16 protein-coding genes and 1 pseudogene are annotated in these 18,834 nt (G+C 57.3%); 15 read left to right on the top strand and 2 right to left on the bottom strand.

Features of this window, described 5'->3' with window-relative positions; all coding sequences use genetic code 11:
* Nucleotides 1-313: 313 nt before the first annotated feature.
* The 7 genes and pseudogenes from WH277_RS22230 (at nt 314) to maeB (ending at nt 9,443) form a co-directional block, all read left to right on the top strand.
* The gene (locus WH277_RS22230; RefSeq protein WP_133845933.1) at nt 314-1,654 is read left to right on the top strand and encodes an MFS transporter; all 1,341 of its coding nucleotides are present in this window, start codon (nt 314-316) and stop codon (nt 1,652-1,654) included.
* Complete coding sequence (locus tag WH277_RS22225) at nt 1,651-3,411, top strand: dihydroxyacetone kinase family protein (RefSeq protein ID WP_339506948.1); 1,761 nt, start codon at nt 1,651-1,653, stop codon at nt 3,409-3,411. Before WH277_RS22230 ends, WH277_RS22225 begins: the two co-directional genes overlap by 4 nt.
* On the top strand, nt 3,408-4,193 hold the full coding sequence (locus WH277_RS22220) for a triose-phosphate isomerase family protein (protein WP_272952588.1): 786 nt from the start codon (nt 3,408-3,410) through the stop codon (nt 4,191-4,193). The genes WH277_RS22225 and WH277_RS22220 overlap by 4 nt, the downstream gene beginning before the upstream one ends.
* On the top strand, nt 4,194-5,006 hold the full coding sequence (locus tag WH277_RS22215) for a sugar phosphate isomerase/epimerase family protein (protein WP_159336150.1): 813 nt from the start codon (nt 4,194-4,196) through the stop codon (nt 5,004-5,006).
* Nucleotides 5,003-5,860: pseudogene (locus WH277_RS22210) on the top strand (phosphogluconate dehydrogenase C-terminal domain-containing protein). Before WH277_RS22215 ends, WH277_RS22210 begins: the two are co-directional and overlap by 4 nt.
* A 101-nt stretch (nt 5,861-5,961) precedes the next feature.
* A complete protein-coding gene (locus tag WH277_RS22205) occupies nt 5,962-6,924 on the top strand; it encodes a sugar-binding transcriptional regulator (RefSeq protein ID WP_133845937.1) in 963 nt (320 codons plus the stop codon).
* 239 nt (nt 6,925-7,163) lie between these two features.
* On the top strand, nt 7,164-9,443 hold the full coding sequence (gene maeB / locus WH277_RS22200; protein WP_133845938.1) for an NADP-dependent oxaloacetate-decarboxylating malate dehydrogenase: 2,280 nt from the start codon (nt 7,164-7,166) through the stop codon (nt 9,441-9,443).
* Nucleotides 9,444-10,178: 735 nt separating this feature from the next.
* Here the strand turns inward: maeB and hemF are convergent.
* Both hemF and amiA read right to left on the bottom strand, forming a co-directional pair.
* Nucleotides 10,179-11,087: an oxygen-dependent coproporphyrinogen oxidase gene (gene hemF / locus WH277_RS22195; RefSeq protein ID WP_133845939.1), complete on the bottom strand. Its 909-nt coding sequence runs from the start codon at nt 11,085-11,087 to the stop codon at nt 10,179-10,181.
* Nucleotides 11,088-11,125: 38 nt separating this feature from the next.
* On the bottom strand, nt 11,126-12,007 hold the full coding sequence (gene amiA / locus WH277_RS22190; RefSeq protein WP_133845940.1) for an N-acetylmuramoyl-L-alanine amidase AmiA: 882 nt from the start codon (nt 12,005-12,007) through the stop codon (nt 11,126-11,128).
* Nucleotides 12,008-12,214: 207 nt separating this feature from the next.
* Between amiA and WH277_RS22185 the strand changes: the two genes are divergently transcribed.
* The 8 genes from WH277_RS22185 (at nt 12,215) to cysA (ending at nt 18,825) form a co-directional block, all read left to right on the top strand.
* Nucleotides 12,215-12,640 carry a GNAT family acetyltransferase gene (locus WH277_RS22185; protein ID WP_133845941.1) on the top strand — a complete coding sequence of 142 codons (426 nt, stop codon included), beginning with the start codon at nt 12,215-12,217 and terminating at the stop codon, nt 12,638-12,640.
* Nucleotides 12,641-12,649: 9 nt separating this feature from the next.
* Complete coding sequence (locus WH277_RS22180; protein WP_171148993.1) at nt 12,650-13,096, top strand: DUF2919 domain-containing protein; 447 nt, start codon at nt 12,650-12,652, stop codon at nt 13,094-13,096.
* A gap of 69 nt (nt 13,097-13,165) precedes the next feature.
* A complete protein-coding gene (locus WH277_RS22175) occupies nt 13,166-13,786 on the top strand; it encodes an RpoE-regulated lipoprotein (RefSeq protein ID WP_339506942.1) in 621 nt (206 codons plus the stop codon).
* A gap of 115 nt (nt 13,787-13,901) precedes the next feature.
* Entirely contained in the window at nt 13,902-14,798 is an 897-nt protein-coding gene (locus WH277_RS22170; protein ID WP_133845944.1) for a Dyp-type peroxidase, read from the top strand.
* A gap of 223 nt (nt 14,799-15,021) precedes the next feature.
* Entirely contained in the window at nt 15,022-16,035 is a 1,014-nt protein-coding gene (locus WH277_RS22165) for a sulfate ABC transporter substrate-binding protein (RefSeq protein ID WP_133845945.1), read from the top strand.
* A 3-nt stretch (nt 16,036-16,038) separates the two neighbouring features.
* A complete protein-coding gene (gene cysT, locus WH277_RS22160; RefSeq protein WP_133845946.1) occupies nt 16,039-16,872 on the top strand; it encodes a sulfate/thiosulfate ABC transporter permease CysT in 834 nt (277 codons plus the stop codon).
* Nucleotides 16,872-17,747 carry a sulfate/thiosulfate ABC transporter permease CysW gene (cysW, locus tag WH277_RS22155; RefSeq protein ID WP_339506939.1) on the top strand — a complete coding sequence of 292 codons (876 nt, stop codon included), beginning with the start codon at nt 16,872-16,874 and terminating at the stop codon, nt 17,745-17,747. Before cysT ends, cysW begins: the two co-directional genes overlap by 1 nt.
* On the top strand, nt 17,737-18,825 hold the full coding sequence (gene cysA / locus WH277_RS22150; protein WP_133845948.1) for a sulfate/thiosulfate ABC transporter ATP-binding protein CysA: 1,089 nt from the start codon (nt 17,737-17,739) through the stop codon (nt 18,823-18,825). The genes cysW and cysA overlap by 11 nt, the downstream gene beginning before the upstream one ends.
* Nucleotides 18,826-18,834 lie beyond the last annotated feature (9 nt).

The following is an 18,834-nucleotide window of genomic DNA, read 5'->3' as shown; positions in this document are numbered from 1 at the left end:
GTGTTCTTTTGTTTTATTCAGTATGCCTCTTCTCTCTGCTGATTTTTTCCTTATGGCGCTTGGTTTTGCCTATTATTGCCGCTAAATGGCAAAATTAAAGGTTTTGAGATCCGTCACAGTTTTCGTTTTGCATGCTGGGAAATGAACATTAATCCATATAGTGTTCATTTGTTCACGCATTGATGCAATGCACAAGAAGACCCACTGAGGACTCAACCATGCGTCAAATTTGCCATCTGCCTACCCCTGATCTGGTGCGTCATTGCCAGAGTCATTTCACCAGTATTCTGTTCCAGTCTGTCGGAGGTGCCATATGACTGCCCTTAATCCACAGGCGATTGAAAAATCCGCTATTCGAAAAGTCTCACTGCGGCTGGTGCCCTTTGTGGCACTGATGTTCTTCATCAACTTCCTTGACCGTACGGCGATCTCCTTTGCCGGACCGAACGGCATGACACAGGATCTCGGGCTGAGTGCGGTGCAGTTTGGCCTGGCGTCCGGCATCTTCTTTATTGGTTACATCCTGCTGGAAGTGCCAAGCAACCTGGCCTTACATCGCTACGGCGCACGCAAATGGCTGGCGCGCATTATGGTCAGCTGGGGCATCGTTTCGCTGCTGTTTACCTGGGTGAGCAGTATTGAAGGGTTGTATACCCTGCGACTGCTGCTGGGGATTGCCGAAGCGGGCTTCTTCCCGGGGGCGATCCTGTTCCTCAGCATGTGGGTTCCGGCTAAACACCGCAGTAAGGTGTTGTCCCTGTTTTACCTCGCACAGCCGCTGACGGTGGTGCTGGGTGCGCCGCTGGCTGCCGCACTGATTGAACAGCACGGTCTGTTTGGCCTCTCCGGCTGGCGGGTGATGTTCCTCGGTGTCTCCATTCCGGCGATTATTATCGGCATCGTGGCCTGGTTCTATCTGGTGGACTCCCCGCGTGATGCAAAATGGCTGAATAAAGAAGAGAAAGAGTGGCTGACTACGGCGCTGGAAAAAGAGCAGCGTGAAAAAGGCTCCACCGCGCATGCCAGCCTGCGTAGCGTGATGACCAACGGCCGCGTCTGGCTACTGTGCCTGATCTACTTCGGCTTTATCTACGGTCTGTATGCGCTGGCTTTCTTCCTGCCGACCATTATTTCTGGCTTCCAGCAGCAGTTCGGCACCTCGTTTAACGTCATCGAGAAGGGGCTGATTACCGGAGCGCCGTATCTGGTGGCGGCCATCGTGATGTTCTTCTGGTCACGCGATGCAACCCGTCGCGGCTGCAAAACCTGGCATATCGCACTGCCTGCGTTGACCGGGGCTATCAGCGTACCGCTGGCGCTCTATATGGAATCTCCGCTGGCCACCATGCTGGTGATTGCGGTAACGGCCAGCTCGATTTTTGCCGCGCTGCCGAATTTCTGGACGCTGCCAACGCAGTTTCTGACCGGCGCGTCTGCGGCGGCAGCCATCGCGCTGATTAACACCCTCGGTAACGTTGCGGGCTTCTCGGCGGGCTACCTCACCGGAATGCTGCATGACGCCACCGGAGCCTACACCGTTCCCATGATGGTCGTGGGGGGCTTCATGCTGCTCTCTGCACTGCTGATGTTGTTACTTAACGCCAAACGTTCTGGATTTCAGTCTGCCCCCATTACACAGGAGCCATCCCAATGACCTATCTGTTTAATCAACCCTCTGCTTTCGCCAGTGAGCTGATTGAGGGTTTCGTCGCGGCCAATGCCGATAAAGTCCGTCAGGTTCCGGGGGGCGTGGTGCGCAGCACCCGCAGCCCTGCGGGATGTGTGGCGGTGGTGATTGGCGGCGGGTCCGGCCACTATCCGGCGTTTTCCGGCCTGGTCGGGCAGGGCATGGCGCACGGGGCGGCGATGGGTAACCTGTTTGCTTCCCCGTCAGCCCAGCAGATCTACAACGTGGCGCGTGCGGCGGACAATGGCGGGGGCGTTCTGCTGGCCTTTGGTAATTACGCCGGGGACGTGCTGCATTTTGGTCAGGCCAGAGAACGTCTGAAAGCCGAAGGCATTGATTGCGAACTGCTGGCAGTGACAGACGATATTTCCAGTGCGGCGCTGTCCGAGCGCGAAAAACGTCGTGGTGTGGCGGGCGATCTGGCGGTGTTTAAGGCCGCAGCCGCGGCGGCTGAGGCAGGATACTCGCTTGCCGAGGTCACGCGTCTGGCACGCCATGCGAATCATCGCACGCGCTCTCTGGGTGTGGCGTTCTCCGGTTGTACCCTGCCGGGGGCCACACAGCCACTGTTCAGCGTGGCGCACGGCACCATGGCGCTGGGAATGGGGATACACGGTGAGCCGGGCATCCGCGAATGCGATATACCCGCGGCAGATACGCTGGCAGAACTGTTTGTCAGCAGTCTGCTGAAGGAGTGCCCGGAAGAAATTACGCAGCGTAAAGGGCAGCGGGTAGCGGCGATCCTCAACGGTCTCGGCTCGGTAAAATATGAAGAGCTGTTTGTCGTTTATCGCCGCGTGGCACAACTGCTGGCGGCGGAAGGGTTGCAGGTGGTGGAGCCGGAAGTGGGTGAGTTTGTGACCAGCTTTAATATGGCCGGTACCTCGCTGACGCTGATGTGGCTGGACGATGAACTGGAAACCTTGTGGCGTGCCCCGGCCAATGCTCCGGCCTTCCGTAAAGGCAGTGTGCTGATGGCGGAACCACTGGATGCTGCTGAGCAGATCCTCGCCGAGGTAGATGTGGTGCCCACTGCCAGCGCGGCCTCGCAGCAGGCGGCCACCTGTGTCCTGTCGGTGGTCACTGCGATAGCTGAAGTGATTGAAGAACATGCCACTGAGCTGGGGCGTATTGATGCGGTTGCCGGAGACGGTGACCACGGGATCGGTATGGAGCGCGGATCGCTGGGGGCGCTGGAAAAAGCCCGTGAGATGCAGCAGCGCCAGGCGGGTGCCGGAACGCTGCTGTGCCGCGCCGCCGATGCCTGGGCGGACAAAGCCGGAGGCACTTCAGGTGCGCTCTGGGGCGTGCTGCTGACGGCGATTGGCACGGCGCTGGGGGATGTTAAAACCCCGAATGCCCGGCGCGTTGCGTTGGGGGTGCAGCATGCCAAAGAGGGGATTATGCACTTCGGTAAAGCGAAGCCGGGCGATAAAACCATGGTCGATGTGCTGGTGCCTTTCAGCGAGTGCCTGAGTGCCCGCGTGGCCGCAGGTGACACGCTGATTGATGCCTGGGCGGCGGCAGCACAGCAGGCGACCAAAAGCGCCAAAGAGACGGCGCAGCTGTTGCCGAAAATGGGCCGCGCCCGTCCACTGGCTGAGAAGAGCCTGGGCACGCCAGATGCCGGGGCCGTTTCGCTGGCGCTGATCGTCAATAAAGTGCTGGTGCAGCTACAGGCCAGTGCCCCTGCGACACTCTCCCTTCAGGAGGTCAGTCAGTGAGCGCGCGCATCACACTGGGCGTCAGCCTGAAAATGTATTTCAGCTATCAACAAACCCTGACCTGGAGCCAGCAGGTGGCAGAGCTGGCTCGTCAGCATCCGGCGATCGTCAGCGGTGAGGTGGGGCTGTTCGTTCTGCCTGCATTCCCTGCGATTCCGGCGGTGAAGCAGATTTTTGCTGATACGGCAGTCAGCGTGGGGGCACAGGATCTGGCCTGGGAGGACAGCGGGGCCTGGACCGGTGAGGTCAGTGGCCCAATGCTGGCTGAAATCGGCTGTCGCTATGTGGAAGTAGGCCATGCGGAACGTCGTCGCCATTTTGCCGAAGATGACCGTCAGGTGGCGGGGAAACTGGCGGCAGCGCTGCGTAACGGGTTAACCCCGGTACTGTGCCTGGGGGAAGAACAACGTCTGAGCAGTGAGCAGGCGATAGCGATCTGCCGTCATCAGTTAAGCGCGGCACTGAGTCAGGCGCGTCAGCAACAGCTGAGCGGTGATGTGGTGCTGGCCTGGGAACCGCAGTGGGCGATTGGTGCGCCTGCGCCTGCACCGGATGCCTTTATCGGTGAGGTGTGTACCGGGTTGCGCCAGCTTGATCTGGCGGGCGATATCAACATTCGCGTGATTTACGGTGGCAGCGCCGGGCCGGGGCTGTTGAGTCGTCTTGGCCATCAGGTCAGCGGGCTGTTTCTCGGGCGCTTCGCCCACAAACCCGATGCGCTGTCACAGATTATTGATGAAGCCGCCGCACTGGCCCACAGCGCTCAGCGGCAGGAGGCATAAATGGCGATTGGTCTGAGTACCTATGCCTTTTTCTGGCGTGCCTCGGCGCGTGTATCCGTTCCGATGACGCTGGCGCAGATGCTGGAAAAGACCGCCGATATGGGCGTGACGCTGTTTCAAATCTGTGATTATCCGCAGATCGAAAGCTGGAGCGATGCCGAGCTGGTCACACTGCGTCAGCAGGCCGATACGCTGGGCATCCAGCTGGAGCTGGGAACGCGCGGTCTGCAAAACGCCCACTTACAGCGTTATCTGCACCTGGCACAGGTGTTACAGGTGACGGTGATCCGTTCGATGTTTAACAGTGCCAGCCATCGTCCAACGCTGCCGGAAGCCGCCGCGCTGATTGAAAGCATTCTGCCCGCGTTTGAACGCCAGCAGGTTCGGCTGTGTCTGGAGACTTACGAGCAGGTCAACAGCGCGCAGATGATGTCGGTGATCGATCGTTTCCCTTCCGATTACCTGGGCGTGTGCCTGGACCCGGCAAACTGCGTCGCCGCTCTCGAACTCCCCCAGCAAGTGGTGGCAAACACCGCGCACCGGGTGCTCAATCTGCATATTAAAGATTTTGCTTTCAGCCGGCAGGAGGGCTGGGTCGGTTTTACGCTGACCGGCTGCCCGCTGGGCGAAGGGCTGCTTGATTACGATCTGCTGATAGACCAGGTGCGTCCGGCAGATCGTGGCATTAATCAGATCGTCGAACACTGGCTGCCGTGGCAGCAGGATGCCGAAAGCACCTGCCAGCGGGAAGCCGAGTGGACGCAACAGAGCGTTGATTTTTTACGTCACAAACAACTTCAGGAGTCAGTATGAGCACACAATTAACCACCATCACCGTGATTGGCGCGGGCGGCAAAATGGGCATGCGCATTTCGGCGAATTTGCAGCGCAGCGACTATCAGGTGTTTTACTGTGAGAGTGCGCCGAAGGCCCAGGAGCAGGTCACCGGGCAGGGGCGTGAGCTGTCCAGCACGGAATCCGTGGTGCCGCACAGTGATGTGGTGATCCTCGCGGTGCCGGATATTGTGCTGGGCAAAGTCTCTGAAGGTGTGGTGCCGTTGATGAAAAACGGTGCCACGCTGTTAACGCTGGACCCGGCAGCGGCTTATGCCAATCTGATTGCGCTGCGCGAGGGCATTCACTACGCCGTGGCCCATCCGTGCCATCCTTCCTTATTCCTTGACCGTTAAACCAAAGAACACCACGCCGATGCCTTCGGTGGCGTGGCTGCCATTCAGCATGTGGCGGCGTCGTTTGAAAGCGGCAGCGATGCGCAGAAGAGTGAACTGAGCAAGGTGATCAGCGTGATGTATGGCCCGGTTGAGCAGGTGCACTGGGTGACGGTTAAACAGCTGGCGTATCTTGAGCCCACGCTGGTGGAAACCGTAGCCTGTATGGTCGGTGCTTTTATGAAAGAGGCGCTGGATGAGACGGTTAAACACTCCGGCGTGCCGGAAGAGGCGGCAAAAGCAATGCTGTACGGCCATATTCAGATCGCGCTGGCAGTGGCATTCCGCGCCACTAACCCGTTCTCTGATGCCTGCATGATTGCGATGGAGTATGGCCGCGAGAAGATCGTTAAGCCCGACTGGAAACAGATTTTCGAGGAGAAAGAACTGGATATCGTGATTGCGCGCATGCTCAAAATTGACGCGATCCGTCGTTAATCCTCTGTCGGATAGCGTAAAATGGTATAAATTGTTGCCTGAGGCGCGGCACTGGCTGCCGCGCTCGCTACCGAAACCGACGAGAAGAGACGACTGCCCGGATGGAAAAAAACACGCTATCTCAGGACACTGAACTGCTGACGGAAATTGCCGTTGCATACTATCAGGACGAAATTACCCAGGAAGAGATTGCGCGTAAATTTGGTATCTCCCGCATTAAAGTGGGGCGCTTGTTAAAGCGAGCCAAAGAAGAGGGCATCGTTGAAATCAACGTGCGCTATCACCCGGTCTTCAGTACCCGGCTGGAGCAGCAGTTACTGGAACGTTTCCCATTACAACGTGCGCTGATTGCCCTCGATCATCATGACGAGGATGAGCAGCGCCGTCAGGTGGCGGCGCTGGTCGCGATGCACCTGTCACAGTCATTGAAAGATAATGCGGTGGTGGCGGTCGGGCAGGGGCGTAACGTGGCAGCGGTCGCTGACCATCCAGGCAGTGTCCCCACGCGTAACTGCCACTTTATTAGCGGTATTGGCGGGACGCACCGCCCCGGTGATGCCATCAATGCTGACCACATCAGTCGCCGTCTGGCGAAAAAGTTCGGCGGTATCAGTGAAACGCTCTATGCCCCGGCCTATGTTGAAGACCGTGCGCTGAAAGAGGCATTCATGCAGAACGGCACCATCAAAGAGACGCTGGATCGCGCGCGTAAAGCCGATGTAGCGCTGGTGGGGATCGGTGACATGAATGAAAACAGTTATATGGTCAAACTCGGCTGGTTTACCCCCCATGAGATCATTGATGCCAGCCTGAATCAGGGGGTGATTGGTGATGTGGCGGGTTATGACTTCTTTAACGCTCAGGGGCTGCATGTGGATACGGTGATGAATGACCGGGTTATCGGCCTGAGCATCGAAGAGCTGCGTAAAATCCCCTGTGTGATAGCTATCGCCTCGGAGAACACCAAAGCGATGGCGTTGCTGGGTGCGCTGCGCACCGGGGCGATTGATATTATTGCGACTACAGCACAGAACATTCGTACGCTGTTGAATATGACGAAGTAGTTTTCCACGGGTCAGGCATGCCTGACCCCTACGACCGGCTGGAATATTTGACCATTGCGGCGGGTTGGAATACCTGACTCCTGCGCCGGGCATCGTAGGGGCGCGGCAGGCCGCGCCCGGTCCTGCACATGCCTCGCCCGATCGTTGAATGCCAATTCTATGCACTCCCTCAAGTTTTTCTCCCGTCCGGCACTCCTATACTGAGCAGTTGTACCCCACCATAAAAAAGGATCCTGCTAATGGACGATCAGTTAAAACAGAGTGCGCTCGATTTTCACCAATTCCCGGTTCCCGGAAAAATTCAGGTTTCCCCGACCAAGCCCCTTGCCACACAGCGCGATCTGGCGCTGGCCTACTCGCCTGGTGTGGCCGCGCCATGCCTGGCGATCGCCGCCGATCCTGAAGCGGCAGACAAGTACACCGCCCGCGCTAACCTGGTGGCGGTGATCTCTAACGGTACGGCGGTGCTGGGCTTAGGGAATATCGGCGCGCTGGCCAGCAAGCCGGTGATGGAAGGGAAAGGCGTACTGTTCAAGAAATTTGCCGGTATCGATGTTTTTGATATCGAAGTGGACGAGCTGGATCCGGACAGACTGATTGATGTGATCGCCGCGCTGGAACCCACCTTTGGTGGCATCAACCTTGAAGACATTAAAGCACCCGAGTGCTTCTACATTGAAAAGAAACTGCGCGAGCGTATGAACATCCCGGTGTTCCACGACGATCAGCACGGGACGGCGATCATCTGTACGGCAGCGGTGCTGAACGGCCTGCGGGTAGTGAAAAAGAACATTTCGGACGTGCGGCTGGTGGTATCCGGTGCGGGGGCATCTGCCATTGCCTGCCTTAACCTGCTGGTGGCACTGGGGATGCAGAAACACAATATTGTGGTCTGCGACTCGAAAGGGGTGATCTACCAGGGGCGCGAAACCCCGATGGCGGAAACCAAAGCGGCTTATGCCGTGGCCGATAACGGCAAACGAACGCTGTCTGAGGTGATCGAAGGCGCAGATATCTTCCTTGGCTGCTCGGGTCCGAAAGTGATGACCCAGGAAATGGTCAAAGGGATGGCGCGTGACCCGCTGATCCTTGCGCTGGCCAACCCGGAGCCGGAAATCCTGCCACCACTGGCGAAAGCCGTGCGCCCGGACGCTATCATCTGTACGGGCCGCTCGGACTTCCCTAACCAGGTGAACAACGTGCTGTGCTTCCCGTTTATCTTCCGCGGTGCGCTGGATGTGGGGGCAACGGCGATCAACGAAGAGATGAAGCTGGCGGCGGTGCATGCCATTGCCGAACTGGCGCTGGCAGAGCAGAGTGACGTAGTGGCCTCTGCCTACGGCGACCAGGAGCTGTCGTTTGGCCCGGAGTATCTGATCCCGAAACCCTTCGACCCGCGCCTGATTGTGCAGATCGCCCCGGCGGTGGCAAAAGCGGCGATGGATTCCGGTGTGGCACGGCGGCCTATTGCTGACTTTGACGCCTACCGCGAAAAGCTGATGGAGTTTGTCTACAAAACCAATCTGTTTATGAAACCGGTGTTCTCGCAGGCGCGTAAAGATCCGAAACGCGTGGTGCTGGCCGAAGGGGAAGAGGCGCGTGTGCTGCATGCCACCCAGGAGCTGGTGACGCTGGGGCTGGCGAAGCCGATCCTGATTGGCCGCCCGAGTGTGATTGAGATGCGTCTGCAAAAGCTGGGACTGAAAATCGAAGCGGGCAAAGATTTCGACGTGGTGAACAACGAATCCGATCCGCGTTTTAAGGAGTACTGGAACGAGTATTACCAGATCATGAAGCGCCGTGGCGTGTCGCCGCAGCAGGCGCAACGTGATGTGATCGGCAATCCGACGTTGATCGGTGCCATTATGGTTCACCGTGGGGAAGCCGATGCGCTGATCTGCGGCACCGTGGGGGATTACAGGCAGCATTACGATATCGTCGAGAAGCTGTTTGGCTTCCGTCCGGACGTGAAAGTGGCCGGGGCGATGAACGCGCTGGAGCTGCCGAGCGGTAACACCTTTATTGCCGATACTTACGTTAATGAAGACCCGACGCCGGAACAGCTGGCTGAGCTGACGCTGATGGCGGCGGAAACGGTGCGTCGCTTTGGTATCGAACCGAAGGTGGCGCTGCTTTCACACTCCAGCTTTGGGGCCTCGGATGCACCTGCCGCGCGTAAGATGCGTGACACGCTGGCGCTGGTAAAAGCCCGTGCGCCTGAGCTGGAAATTGATGGCGAAATGCACGGCGATGCGGCACTGGTAGAGAGCATTCGTCAGGATCTGATGCCGGACAGCCCGCTAAAAGGCTCGGCGAATATTCTGATTATGCCTAACGTCGAAGCGGCGCGTATCAGTTATAACCTGCTGCGTGTTTCCTGTTCTGACGGTGTAACGGTGGGGCCGGTGCTGATGGGGATGGCGAAACCGGTCCATGTGTTGACGCCGATTTCATCAGTGCGGCGCATTGTGAATATGGTGGCACTGGCGGTGGTGGAGGCGCAGACCGCGCCGCTATAAGGCGCAGGCCTGCCTGGGCCTGGTCAAGGTCTCAAGGTCAAGGTCAAGGCCAGGTCAAGGGCGTTTCGCTTTCCCGCTGCGCGGGCTGAGCGACCCAGGGCGGCCAGTCGCCACCACCCTGGGGACCCGGGCTTGCGGCAGGCGCATCGCCCGCTAAAGCGGGTTCCCTCAGTCGGTCGGCTTTCCCGCCGGACCGGGCGTGACGGGACATCCCTGTCCCGGCACACCCTCTCGCCGACGTCCTGTCGGCTCGTCCTGGAAATCCGCTCTCCTTCGGCGAGGCTTAATTGCCGCTCAAAAGGTCAAAAACCACTTCAAAAGAACAATCAAAGACAGGTCAGACAGACCAGATACAAAAAGTCTTTCTGGGTTTTTGGTCATTTTGGTTTTTTAATATTTGGGGTTTGACCTGGGTTTTGATGTTAAGGCGGCAATTAAGCTGCGCTGAGTAAGTGATGTGAACCAGGATGAACCGCCAGGACGGCGGTGAAAGCTCGGGCCGGCACAGGGAAGTGCCGTCACGAGTGGTCCGTCGGTGAGCAACGCTTGCGAAGGTACCCGCTGAAAGCGGGCGCGGCGCCTGCCGCAAGCCCGGGGTCAAGGGGCGGCGGCGACTGGCCGCCCCTTGTCGCTTCGCCCGCGCAGCGGGAAAGCGAAACGCCCTTGACCTTAAGACGTTGACGTTGACCTTGGCCTTAAGACGTTGACCTTACCACTGCAACAGCATGAAAAAAATCAAATCCACGCCTTAACCGGCAGAAAATCACTGTACAACGCCGCCTCCGGGCTGCCTGCTTCCGGTTGATAATCATATTCCCAGCGCACCAGCGGCGGCATCGACATCAGAATCGATTCCGTGCGCCCGCCGGTTTGCAGGCCAAACAGCGTGCCGCGATCCCACACCAGATTAAACTCCACGTAGCGCCCACGGCGGTAGAGTTGGAAATCGCGCTCGCGCTCGCCCCACGGCAGCGTTTTACGGCGTTCAACAATCGGCAAATAGGCATCGGTAAAGCCGTTACCCACCGCCTGCATAAAGCGGAAGCTCTGATCGAAATCCGGGGTGTTCAGATCGTCAAAGAACAGCCCGCCAATACCGCGCTGCTCGTTACGGTGCTTCAGGTGGAAGTAGTCATCGCACCACTTTTTATAGCGCGGGTAGACCTCATCACCAAACGGCTGACACAGGTCGGCAGCGGTCTGATGCCAGTGCACGGCATCGTCCTCGAAGCCGTAGAAGGGCGTCATATCGAAGCCACCGCCAAACCACCAGACCGGATCGGCACCCGGTTTTTCGGCGATAAAGAAACGCACGTTGGCATGACTGGTCGGCACATAGGGATTCTCCGGGTGGATCACCAGTGACACGCCCAGCGCCTCGAAGCTGCGTCCGGCCAGTTCAGGACGGTGCGCGGTGGCAGAGGCGGGCATCGCATCACCGTGGACATGGGAGAAGTTGACGCCCGCCTGTTCGAACACCCGGCCCTGACGCAGAACGCGGCTGCGCCCGCCACCGCCTCCGGGACGCTGCCAGCTGTCTTCGGCAAACCGGGCTTCGCCATCTGCCTGTGCCAGCTTGCGACAAATTTCATCCTGAAGGTTGAGCAAAAACTGTTTTACCTGGGCAATATCCGGAGTGTTCATAACAAATCCTGTGCAAAAAAAGACGCGTGGATTATACGTCAGCCTGTGCGCCTGGTCGCCTCATACTCGTCAAAAAAGCTGACGATGCCGTTAGCGATGGCCCCGGCAATTTTCTGACGAAATGCGGTGGTGCCCAGTAATTTCTCCTCGTCAGGGTTGGTGATAAAGGAGGTTTCGACCAGCACGGATGGAATAGACGGCGACTTGAGCACGGCAAACGCCGCCTGCTCGGTATGCTGGCTGTGCAGGTGATGGACCGGGCGTATTTGCCCGAGGACATGTTTGCCGAGGATCAGGCTGTTCTTGATGGTATCCGTCTGCACCAGATCAAACAGCACCTGCTGGAGGTAGTGATCTTTATCCGCTGCTTTCACGCCGCCGACGTCATCAGCCGCATTCTCCCGCTGAGAAAGATAGCGTGCCATGGTGCTGCTGGCACCGCGATTCGACAGGGCGAAGACCGACGCGCCATTTGCGGATGGGCTGGTGAAACCGTCGGCGTGGACGGACATAAACAGATCGGCACCGTGCTGATGGGCGATTTCAACCCGCTCACCGAGTGGAATAAAGTGGTCGCTTTCGCGCGTCAGGCGCACTTCGATATGAGGATGTTCACTCAGCAGATGGCGGATATGCTGGGCAATCTCCAGTACCACATGCTTCTCTTCAGAACCTTCATGCCCCACCGCACCAGAATCGATGCCGCCGTGGCCCGGATCAATCATCACAATGCGTTTGCTGTTGGCCGGGCGTGCAGGGGGCGGTGAGCTGACCACGTTGTGCGGGCGTGGACTGACGCGCAGAGTAGCCTCTTCCTGTGCAGCACGAACGGGGCGGCGGGCCAGCAGAGCCAATGCCAGGCCGGAGAGCAGCAACTGGCGGCGGGTGGTGAGCGGCGTCAACAGGTTTATCTTTTTCATGGTACATCCTGGGGCAAAAAGTGCTTATTGTTATATCGTAACAATGAGGTCGCGGCGAGAAGGGAACTATTTCAGGCTTTTGCTATGTATTTCAAACACTGAGTTCGCCGGGGGGGCTTTTTTTTACTTGTGTCGGACCAACACACTTGCACCGACAGAAGAATACGTGATAATCAGCAAATTATGCTTAACCACAGGCCAAATCTCATGGAAATCCGCGCATTCCGGCAAGATGATTTTGAAGAAGTAATTACCCTCTGGGAGCGTTGCGATCTGTTACGTCCCTGGAATGATCCTGAGATGGATATTGAGCGTAAGCTGAACCACGACCCGGATCTGTTTATGGTCGCGGTGGTGGGCGGTGAAATTGTCGGCACGCTAATGGGCGGCTACGACGGGCATCGCGGCTCTGCTTATTATCTTGGCGTTCATCCTGATTATCAGGGACGCGGCTTTGCCAACGCGCTGATTAATCGCCTGGAGAAAAAGCTGATTGCCCGTGGCTGCCCGAAAATCCATGTGATGGTCCGTGAAGAGAACGATGCCGTGACCGGGTTTTATGAAAAGCTGGATTACGAAACGGTGGACAGCCTGCTGTTGGGCAAACGTCTGATTGAAGATCGCGAGTATTGATTCACTACTTTGAAATATTCCCCCGACGATTACGACACCAAAGGCCAGCTCCATCTGCCCCTCTCTTTCTGGGCGATTTTATTGTTGCAGGCACGCACATGGGTGCTGTTTGTGGCGGCCGGTGCGTCACGCCAGCAGGGCGAGAGCCTGCTTGAGCTGTTTTATCCGGATAACCACGTCTTCTGGCTGGGGCTGGCATCAGGTGTTCCTGCCGCCCTCGGGCTGCTGCTGACCGGTTATCGCCAGCGTCTGCCGCGCCTGTGGCAGGCATGGCGTTGGGTGCTGGTGCTGACGCTGGTTTTAACGCTCGCTGTTCAGCTGGTGGCGCTGTGGCAGAACGATGAAGCCGCATCCTCTCTGGTGCTGATGGTCACGCTGCTGGATGGCCTCGCCATTCTGGCACTGCTGGGATATCGGCGGTTACGTGACTGCTTTGATCCGGCTGAAAATCACTGAGTTAAACTTTTAGGTCAATTCACACTCCAAGCAGTACGGAAGCCCCTGACAATGAATACTGGAGTTGCAATGAAAACTTTTCGCCCGGCGATACTGCTGGCTGCCCTGATACTGGCGGGCTGCGCAGGCTCATCTTCTCAGCCCGATAGCGCGTCTTCGTCCACCTGGTGGAATCCCGTCTCCTGGTCGTGGTCCAGCCTGTCACCGATGCACTGGTTCGGTTCATCGTTAATGGTGACCGAACAGGGGCTGGGTGAGGTGAACAGCAGCACGCTGATGCAGCGTGAGGTGCTGAATGATGCCCTGAACGGCAGCTATCACCTGCGCCAGGGGATGCGTACTACCGATGGGAATATCGTCCACTTCTGGCAGGGCGTCGACAGCGATAAGCAGGTGAAAGTGGAGCTGGTCGGTGATACCACGGTCAACCGCATCGATATCATGGACCACGACGTGACAACCGAAAGCGGTGTGAAGTTTGGCACGGCATTTAGCGATCTCTACAGCAAAGCCTATGGTGCCTGCCAGAAAGCCAGCGGCGCGGACAGTGCCAGCGTCGAGTGTAAAGCCCCTGGCAGCCAGCATATCAGCTATGTTTTCAGCGGCGACTGGCATGGCCCGGAAGGCCTGATGCCTTCTGACGATACGCTGAAAAACTGGACCTTAAGCAAAATTATCTGGCGCCGCTAATGCGGTTAGCATAAAGACCCCATAAATATTGCGTTTGAACACTCTCCTGGCATGCACTTGGGTTATCATATTCTGAAAAACTGACCAGAATTAACCTGAGAGCCAGGAGAGCAACATGTCCCATTTTCAGAGCGGCATCTTATTAGAGCATCGCCGTTTTGCTATTTATCTTGAAGCCATGGTGGAAGGCGATGTTGACGCTGTTCGCCGTGGCAGCCAGCAATTTCTTCAGCAGCTATCCCAGTTGCAACAACGCTATCCCGATGCCGGGCTGGGGGCAGTCATCGCCTTTGGCAACGGTCTGTGGAGCGACCTCTGCGCGGGTAACAGCAGCGCCGAACTCAAAGACTTCCAGCCGCTGGGGAAAGGTATGGCACCGGCCACCCAGCGCGATATGTTGATCCATATTCAGTCCCTGCGTCACGATGTGAATTTCAGTCTGGCACAAGCCGCACTGGCAGCATTTGGCAGTGCTATTCGCATCGCCGAAGAAACACACGGGTTCCGCTGGACGGAAGATCGCGATCTCAGCGGGTTTGTCGACGGTACCGAAAACCCACAGGGTGAACAGCGCGAAGCGGTAGCGATTATTCACCAGGGGGAAAATGCGGGCGGGAGTTACGTCTTCAGCCAGCGCTGGCAGCATAATTTGCCGATGTTTAATCGCCTGGCGGTGAATAAGCAGGAGCAGATTATGGGTCGCACCAAAGAGAGTAACGAAGAGCTGGAGGGCGATGCGCGCCCGGCCACGTCTCATGTGGCGCGTGTGGACCTGAAAGAAAACGGCAAAGGACTGAAAATCTTACGTCAAAGCCTGCCTTACGGCACGGCCAGCGGGACCCATGGCCTGTTCTTCCTGGCCTACTGCGCTACGCTGTATAACATTGAGCAGCAGCTGTTAAGCATGTTTGGTGAAACCGATGGCAAGTTCGATGCGATGCTACGTTTCACCAAACCGGTCAGTGGCAGCTATTTCTATGCGCCGTCTCTTGAGCAGTTGGCAGCATTGTAGGGTCCAGGCATGCCAGGACAGGGCGGGTCATGACCCGCCCCTACGTTTATCCACCAAAGTCGTTTTCATTCCCACTCGCTGCATAATCAATTCCACACGCTTATAGCGTTTTCTGCTTGCAAAGCACTAAACGGTATATAAAACCGTTACAGCTTTTACCCTGGTTATAAATAAACTGAACGCACTTCAGGTCGGTCGACCGGTGAATCTCACAGGGTGCATAATGACGTTACCAACGGTAAAAAAATACGTAACAGCCTCCGCGCTGGCGTTATTGCTGAGTACGGGCGCACAGGCAACCGAGCTGCTCAACAGCTCTTATGATGTCTCGCGTGAGCTGTTCAGCGCCCTGAACGCACCGTTTGAAAAACAGTGGGCGCAGCAGCATCCTGGCGACACGCTGACCATCAAACAATCTCATGCGGGTTCCTCCAAGCAGGCGCTGGCGATTTTGCAGGGCCTGAAAGCCGATGTGGTGACCTACAATCAGGTCACCGATGTGCAGATCCTGCACGACAAAGGCAAACTGATCCCCGCCGACTGGCAGCAGCGTTTACCGAATGCCAGCTCGCCGTTCTATTCCACCATGGCGTTTCTGGTCCGCAAGGGTAACCCGAAGCATATCCGCGACTGGAACGACCTGGTGCGTAACGATGTAAAACTGATTTTCCCGAATCCCAAAACCTCCGGCAACGCCCGCTATACCTATCTGGCTGCATGGGGTGCTTTTGATCGTACCGACGGTAAAGATAAAGCGAAGACGGAAGCGTTAATGACGCAGTTCCTGAAAAACGTCGAAGTGTTTGATACCGGCGGGCGTGGTGCCACCACTACCTTTGTGGAGCGCGGTCTGGGCGATGTGCTGATCAGTTTCGAATCGGAGGTGAACACCATCCGCAATCAGTACGCCAAAGATGGCTATGAAGTCATCGTGCCGAAAACCAATATTCTGGCTGAGTTCCCGGTCGCGTGGGTTGATAAAAATGTCGAACATAACCACACAGAAGCGGCAGCCAAAGCCTATCTAAACTATCTGTATACCCCGGCTGCCCAGCAAATTATCACGCAGTTTTATTATCGTGTGAATAATCCCCAGTTGATGGCGCAACAAAAAGATCGTTTCCCACAGACGGATTTATTCCGCGTGGCCGATGATTTTGGCAGCTGGGATCAGGTGATGAAAACCCATTTCGTCAGTGGTGGCGAACTGGATAAGTTGTTAGCGGCGGGGCGGTAGTCAATGTTTTCAGCAAGCAGTAAACGCGTTCTGCCTGGGTTTGGTATCAGCCTGGGCAGTAGCCTTTTTTTCACCTGTCTGATTCTGCTGCTGCCGATCAGTGCGCTGCTGATGCAGTTGTCGCAGATGACGCTGGCGCAGTATTGGGAGGTGATTACCAACCCGCAGGTTATGGCAGCCTATGAAGTGACGCTGCTGGCCGCCGGGGTTGCCTCTATTTTTAACGCGGTCTTTGGCATGCTGATGGCGTGGATCCTGACCCGTTACCGTTTTCCCGGGCGTGCGCTGCTGGATGGCCTGATGGACCTGCCGTTTGCCCTACCGACGGCGGTCGCGGGGCTGACGCTGGCCGGGCTGTTCTCCGTCAATGGCTGGTACGGCGAGTGGCTGGCGCAGTTTGGTATCAAAGTGTCTTATACCTGGCTCGGCATCGCCGTGGCGATGGCTTTTACCAGCATCCCGTTTGTGGTGCGTACCGTTCAGCCTGTTCTGGAAGAGCTGGGGCCGGAATATGAAGAGGCGGCGGAAACACTCGGCGCGACGCCGTGGCAAAGTTTTCGCCGTGTGGTGCTGCCGGAAGTGGGCCCGGCGCTGCTGGCCGGTACGGCACTGTCATTCACCCGCAGCCTGGGCGAATTTGGCGCGGTGATTTTTATCGCCGGGAACATTGCGTGGAAAACCGAAGTGACCTCGCTGATGATCTTTGTGCGCTTGCAGGAGTTTGACTATCCGGCCGCCAGCGCCATCGCCTCGGTGATTCTGGCCGCTTCTCTCCTGTTACTGTTTGCGATTAACACCTTACAGAGCCGCTTTGGCCGTCGTATTGGAGGTCACTAATGGCTGACGTTACCGATTTTAAGGGCGTGGGACGCGCACGTATTCAGTGGGGGAAATGGGTTCTGATTGGCCTCGGCATGCTGATCTCGCTGATGCTGTTGGTGATCCCGCTGGTGGCGATTTTTACCGCCGCGTTGTCAGAGGGCCTGATGGCCTCTCTGGACAACATTAGTGATTCCGACATGCTGCACTCCATCTGGCTGACGGTGCTGATTGCGCTGATTACCGTCCCGGTGAATCTGGTGTTTGGCACGCTGCTGGCCTGGCTGGTAACGCGCTTTACCTTCCCGGGCCGCCAGCTGTTGCTGACATTGTTTGATATTCCGTTTGCCGTATCACCGGTGGTGGCGGGGCTGATGTACCTGCTGTTCTGGGGCGTCAATGGTTCGGCGGGCGGCTGGCTGGATGCGCATAATATCCAGCTGATGTTCTCCTGGCAGGGGATGGCGATGGTGACCATTTTCGTTACCTGTCCGTTTGTGGTGCGTGAGCTGGTGCCGGTGATGTTGAGCCAGGGCAGTCATGAAGATGAAGCCGCGGTATTACTGGGTGCATCGGGCTGGAAGATGTTCTGGCGCGTGACCTTACCGAATATTCGCTGGGCGCTGCTGTACGGCGTGGTGCTGACCAACGCCCGCGCCATCGGTGAGTTTGGTGCTGTGTCTGTGGTCTCCGGCTCGATTCGCGGCGAGACCTATACGCTGCCATTACAGGTTGAATTACTGCATCAGGATTACAACACCGTCGGGGCCTTTACCGCCGCCGCGCTGCTGACCCTGATGGCGATAGTAACGTTGTTTTTAAAAAGCGCGGTGCAGTGGCGGTTAGAAAGCCAGAGCAAGCGTCTGGAACTGGAGGGGAAGCATGAGCATTGAAATCGGTAGCATTAATAAATACTTCGGCAAGACGAAAGTCCTGAACGATATTTCACTGGATATCCCTTCCGGTCAAATGGTGGCATTGCTGGGTCCTTCTGGCTCCGGGAAAACCACGCTGCTGCGTATTATCGCCGGGCTGGAAAACCAGAACAGCGGGCGCCTGAGCTTCCACGGTAAAGACGTCAGCCGGGTCCATGCCCGCGACCGTCAGGTGGGCTTTGTGTTCCAGCACTATGCACTGTTCCGTCATATGACCGTGTTCGAGAATATCGCGTTTGGCCTGACGGTACTGCCGCGTCGTGAGCGCCCCTCTGCTGCTGAAATTAAGCAGAAAGTCACTCGCTTACTGGAGATGGTTCAGCTTGGGCATCTTGCTGGCCGTTTCCCGGCACAGCTTTCCGGCGGCCAGAAGCAGCGTGTCGCCCTGGCGCGTGCGCTGGCAGTGGAACCTCAAATCCTGCTGTTGGATGAACCTTTCGGTGCGCTGGACGCTCAGGTGCGTAAAGAACTGCGCCGCTGGCTGCGTCAGCTGCATGAAGAGCTGAAATTCACTAGCGTGTTCGTGACTCACGATCAGGAAGAAGCCATGGAAGTGGCCGATCGCGTGGTGGTGATGAGCCAGGGTAACATTGAGCAGGTTGGCACACCGGATGATGTCTGGCGTGATCCGGCCACCCGCTTTGTGCTGGAGTTCCTCGGCGAAGTAAACCGCTTCGATGGCGCGGTGCAGGGGTCTCAGTTCCATGTTGGCGCACATCACTGGCCGCTGGGCTACGCGCCTGCGCACCAGGGGCCAGTAGAACTGTTCCTGCGCCCGTGGGAAATCGACGTCAGCCGTCAGAGCAGCCTGGAAACACCGTTGCCAGCCCAGGTACTGGAAGTTAGCCCGCGCGGACACTTCTGGCAGCTGGTCGTGGTGCCTGCTGACTGGAGCGGTGAACCGATTACCGTGGTGATGGACGGTGACCAGGTGGCTCCTGTTCGCGGTGAACGTCTGTTCGTTGGCTTGCAACACGCACGTCTGTACCACGGTGACACCGCGTTACGGCCTGTTGCCTTTGCACAAAGCGCCTGATATTTTTCT

The organism is Erwinia sp. MYb416 (assembly GCF_037479575.1).
Classification (GTDB): domain Bacteria; phylum Pseudomonadota; class Gammaproteobacteria; order Enterobacterales; family Enterobacteriaceae; genus Erwinia; species Erwinia rhapontici.
This window is presented reverse-complemented; position numbering and strand designations above follow the sequence as displayed.

Coding starts and splice junctions, on each gene's coding strand:
- WH277_RS22230 (WP_133845933.1), top strand. CDS start 314: ATGACTGCCCTTAATCCACAGGCGATTGAAAAATCCGCTATTCGAAAA.
- WH277_RS22225 (WP_339506948.1), top strand. CDS start 1,651: ATGACCTATCTGTTTAATCAACCCTCTGCTTTCGCCAGTGAGCTGATT.
- WH277_RS22215 (WP_159336150.1), top strand. CDS start 4,194: ATGGCGATTGGTCTGAGTACCTATGCCTTTTTCTGGCGTGCCTCGGCG.
- WH277_RS22205 (WP_133845937.1), top strand. CDS start 5,962: ATGGAAAAAAACACGCTATCTCAGGACACTGAACTGCTGACGGAAATT.
- maeB (WP_133845938.1), top strand. CDS start 7,164: ATGGACGATCAGTTAAAACAGAGTGCGCTCGATTTTCACCAATTCCCG.
- hemF (WP_133845939.1), bottom strand. CDS start 11,087: ATGAACACTCCGGATATTGCCCAGGTAAAACAGTTTTTGCTCAACCTT.
- amiA (WP_133845940.1), bottom strand. CDS start 12,007: ATGAAAAAGATAAACCTGTTGACGCCGCTCACCACCCGCCGCCAGTTG.
- WH277_RS22185 (WP_133845941.1), top strand. CDS start 12,215: ATGGAAATCCGCGCATTCCGGCAAGATGATTTTGAAGAAGTAATTACC.
- WH277_RS22175 (WP_339506942.1), top strand. CDS start 13,166: ATGAAAACTTTTCGCCCGGCGATACTGCTGGCTGCCCTGATACTGGCG.
- WH277_RS22170 (WP_133845944.1), top strand. CDS start 13,902: ATGTCCCATTTTCAGAGCGGCATCTTATTAGAGCATCGCCGTTTTGCT.
- WH277_RS22165 (WP_133845945.1), top strand. CDS start 15,022: ATGACGTTACCAACGGTAAAAAAATACGTAACAGCCTCCGCGCTGGCG.
- cysT (WP_133845946.1), top strand. CDS start 16,039: ATGTTTTCAGCAAGCAGTAAACGCGTTCTGCCTGGGTTTGGTATCAGC.
- cysW (WP_339506939.1), top strand. CDS start 16,872: ATGGCTGACGTTACCGATTTTAAGGGCGTGGGACGCGCACGTATTCAG.
- cysA (WP_133845948.1), top strand. CDS start 17,737: ATGAGCATTGAAATCGGTAGCATTAATAAATACTTCGGCAAGACGAAA.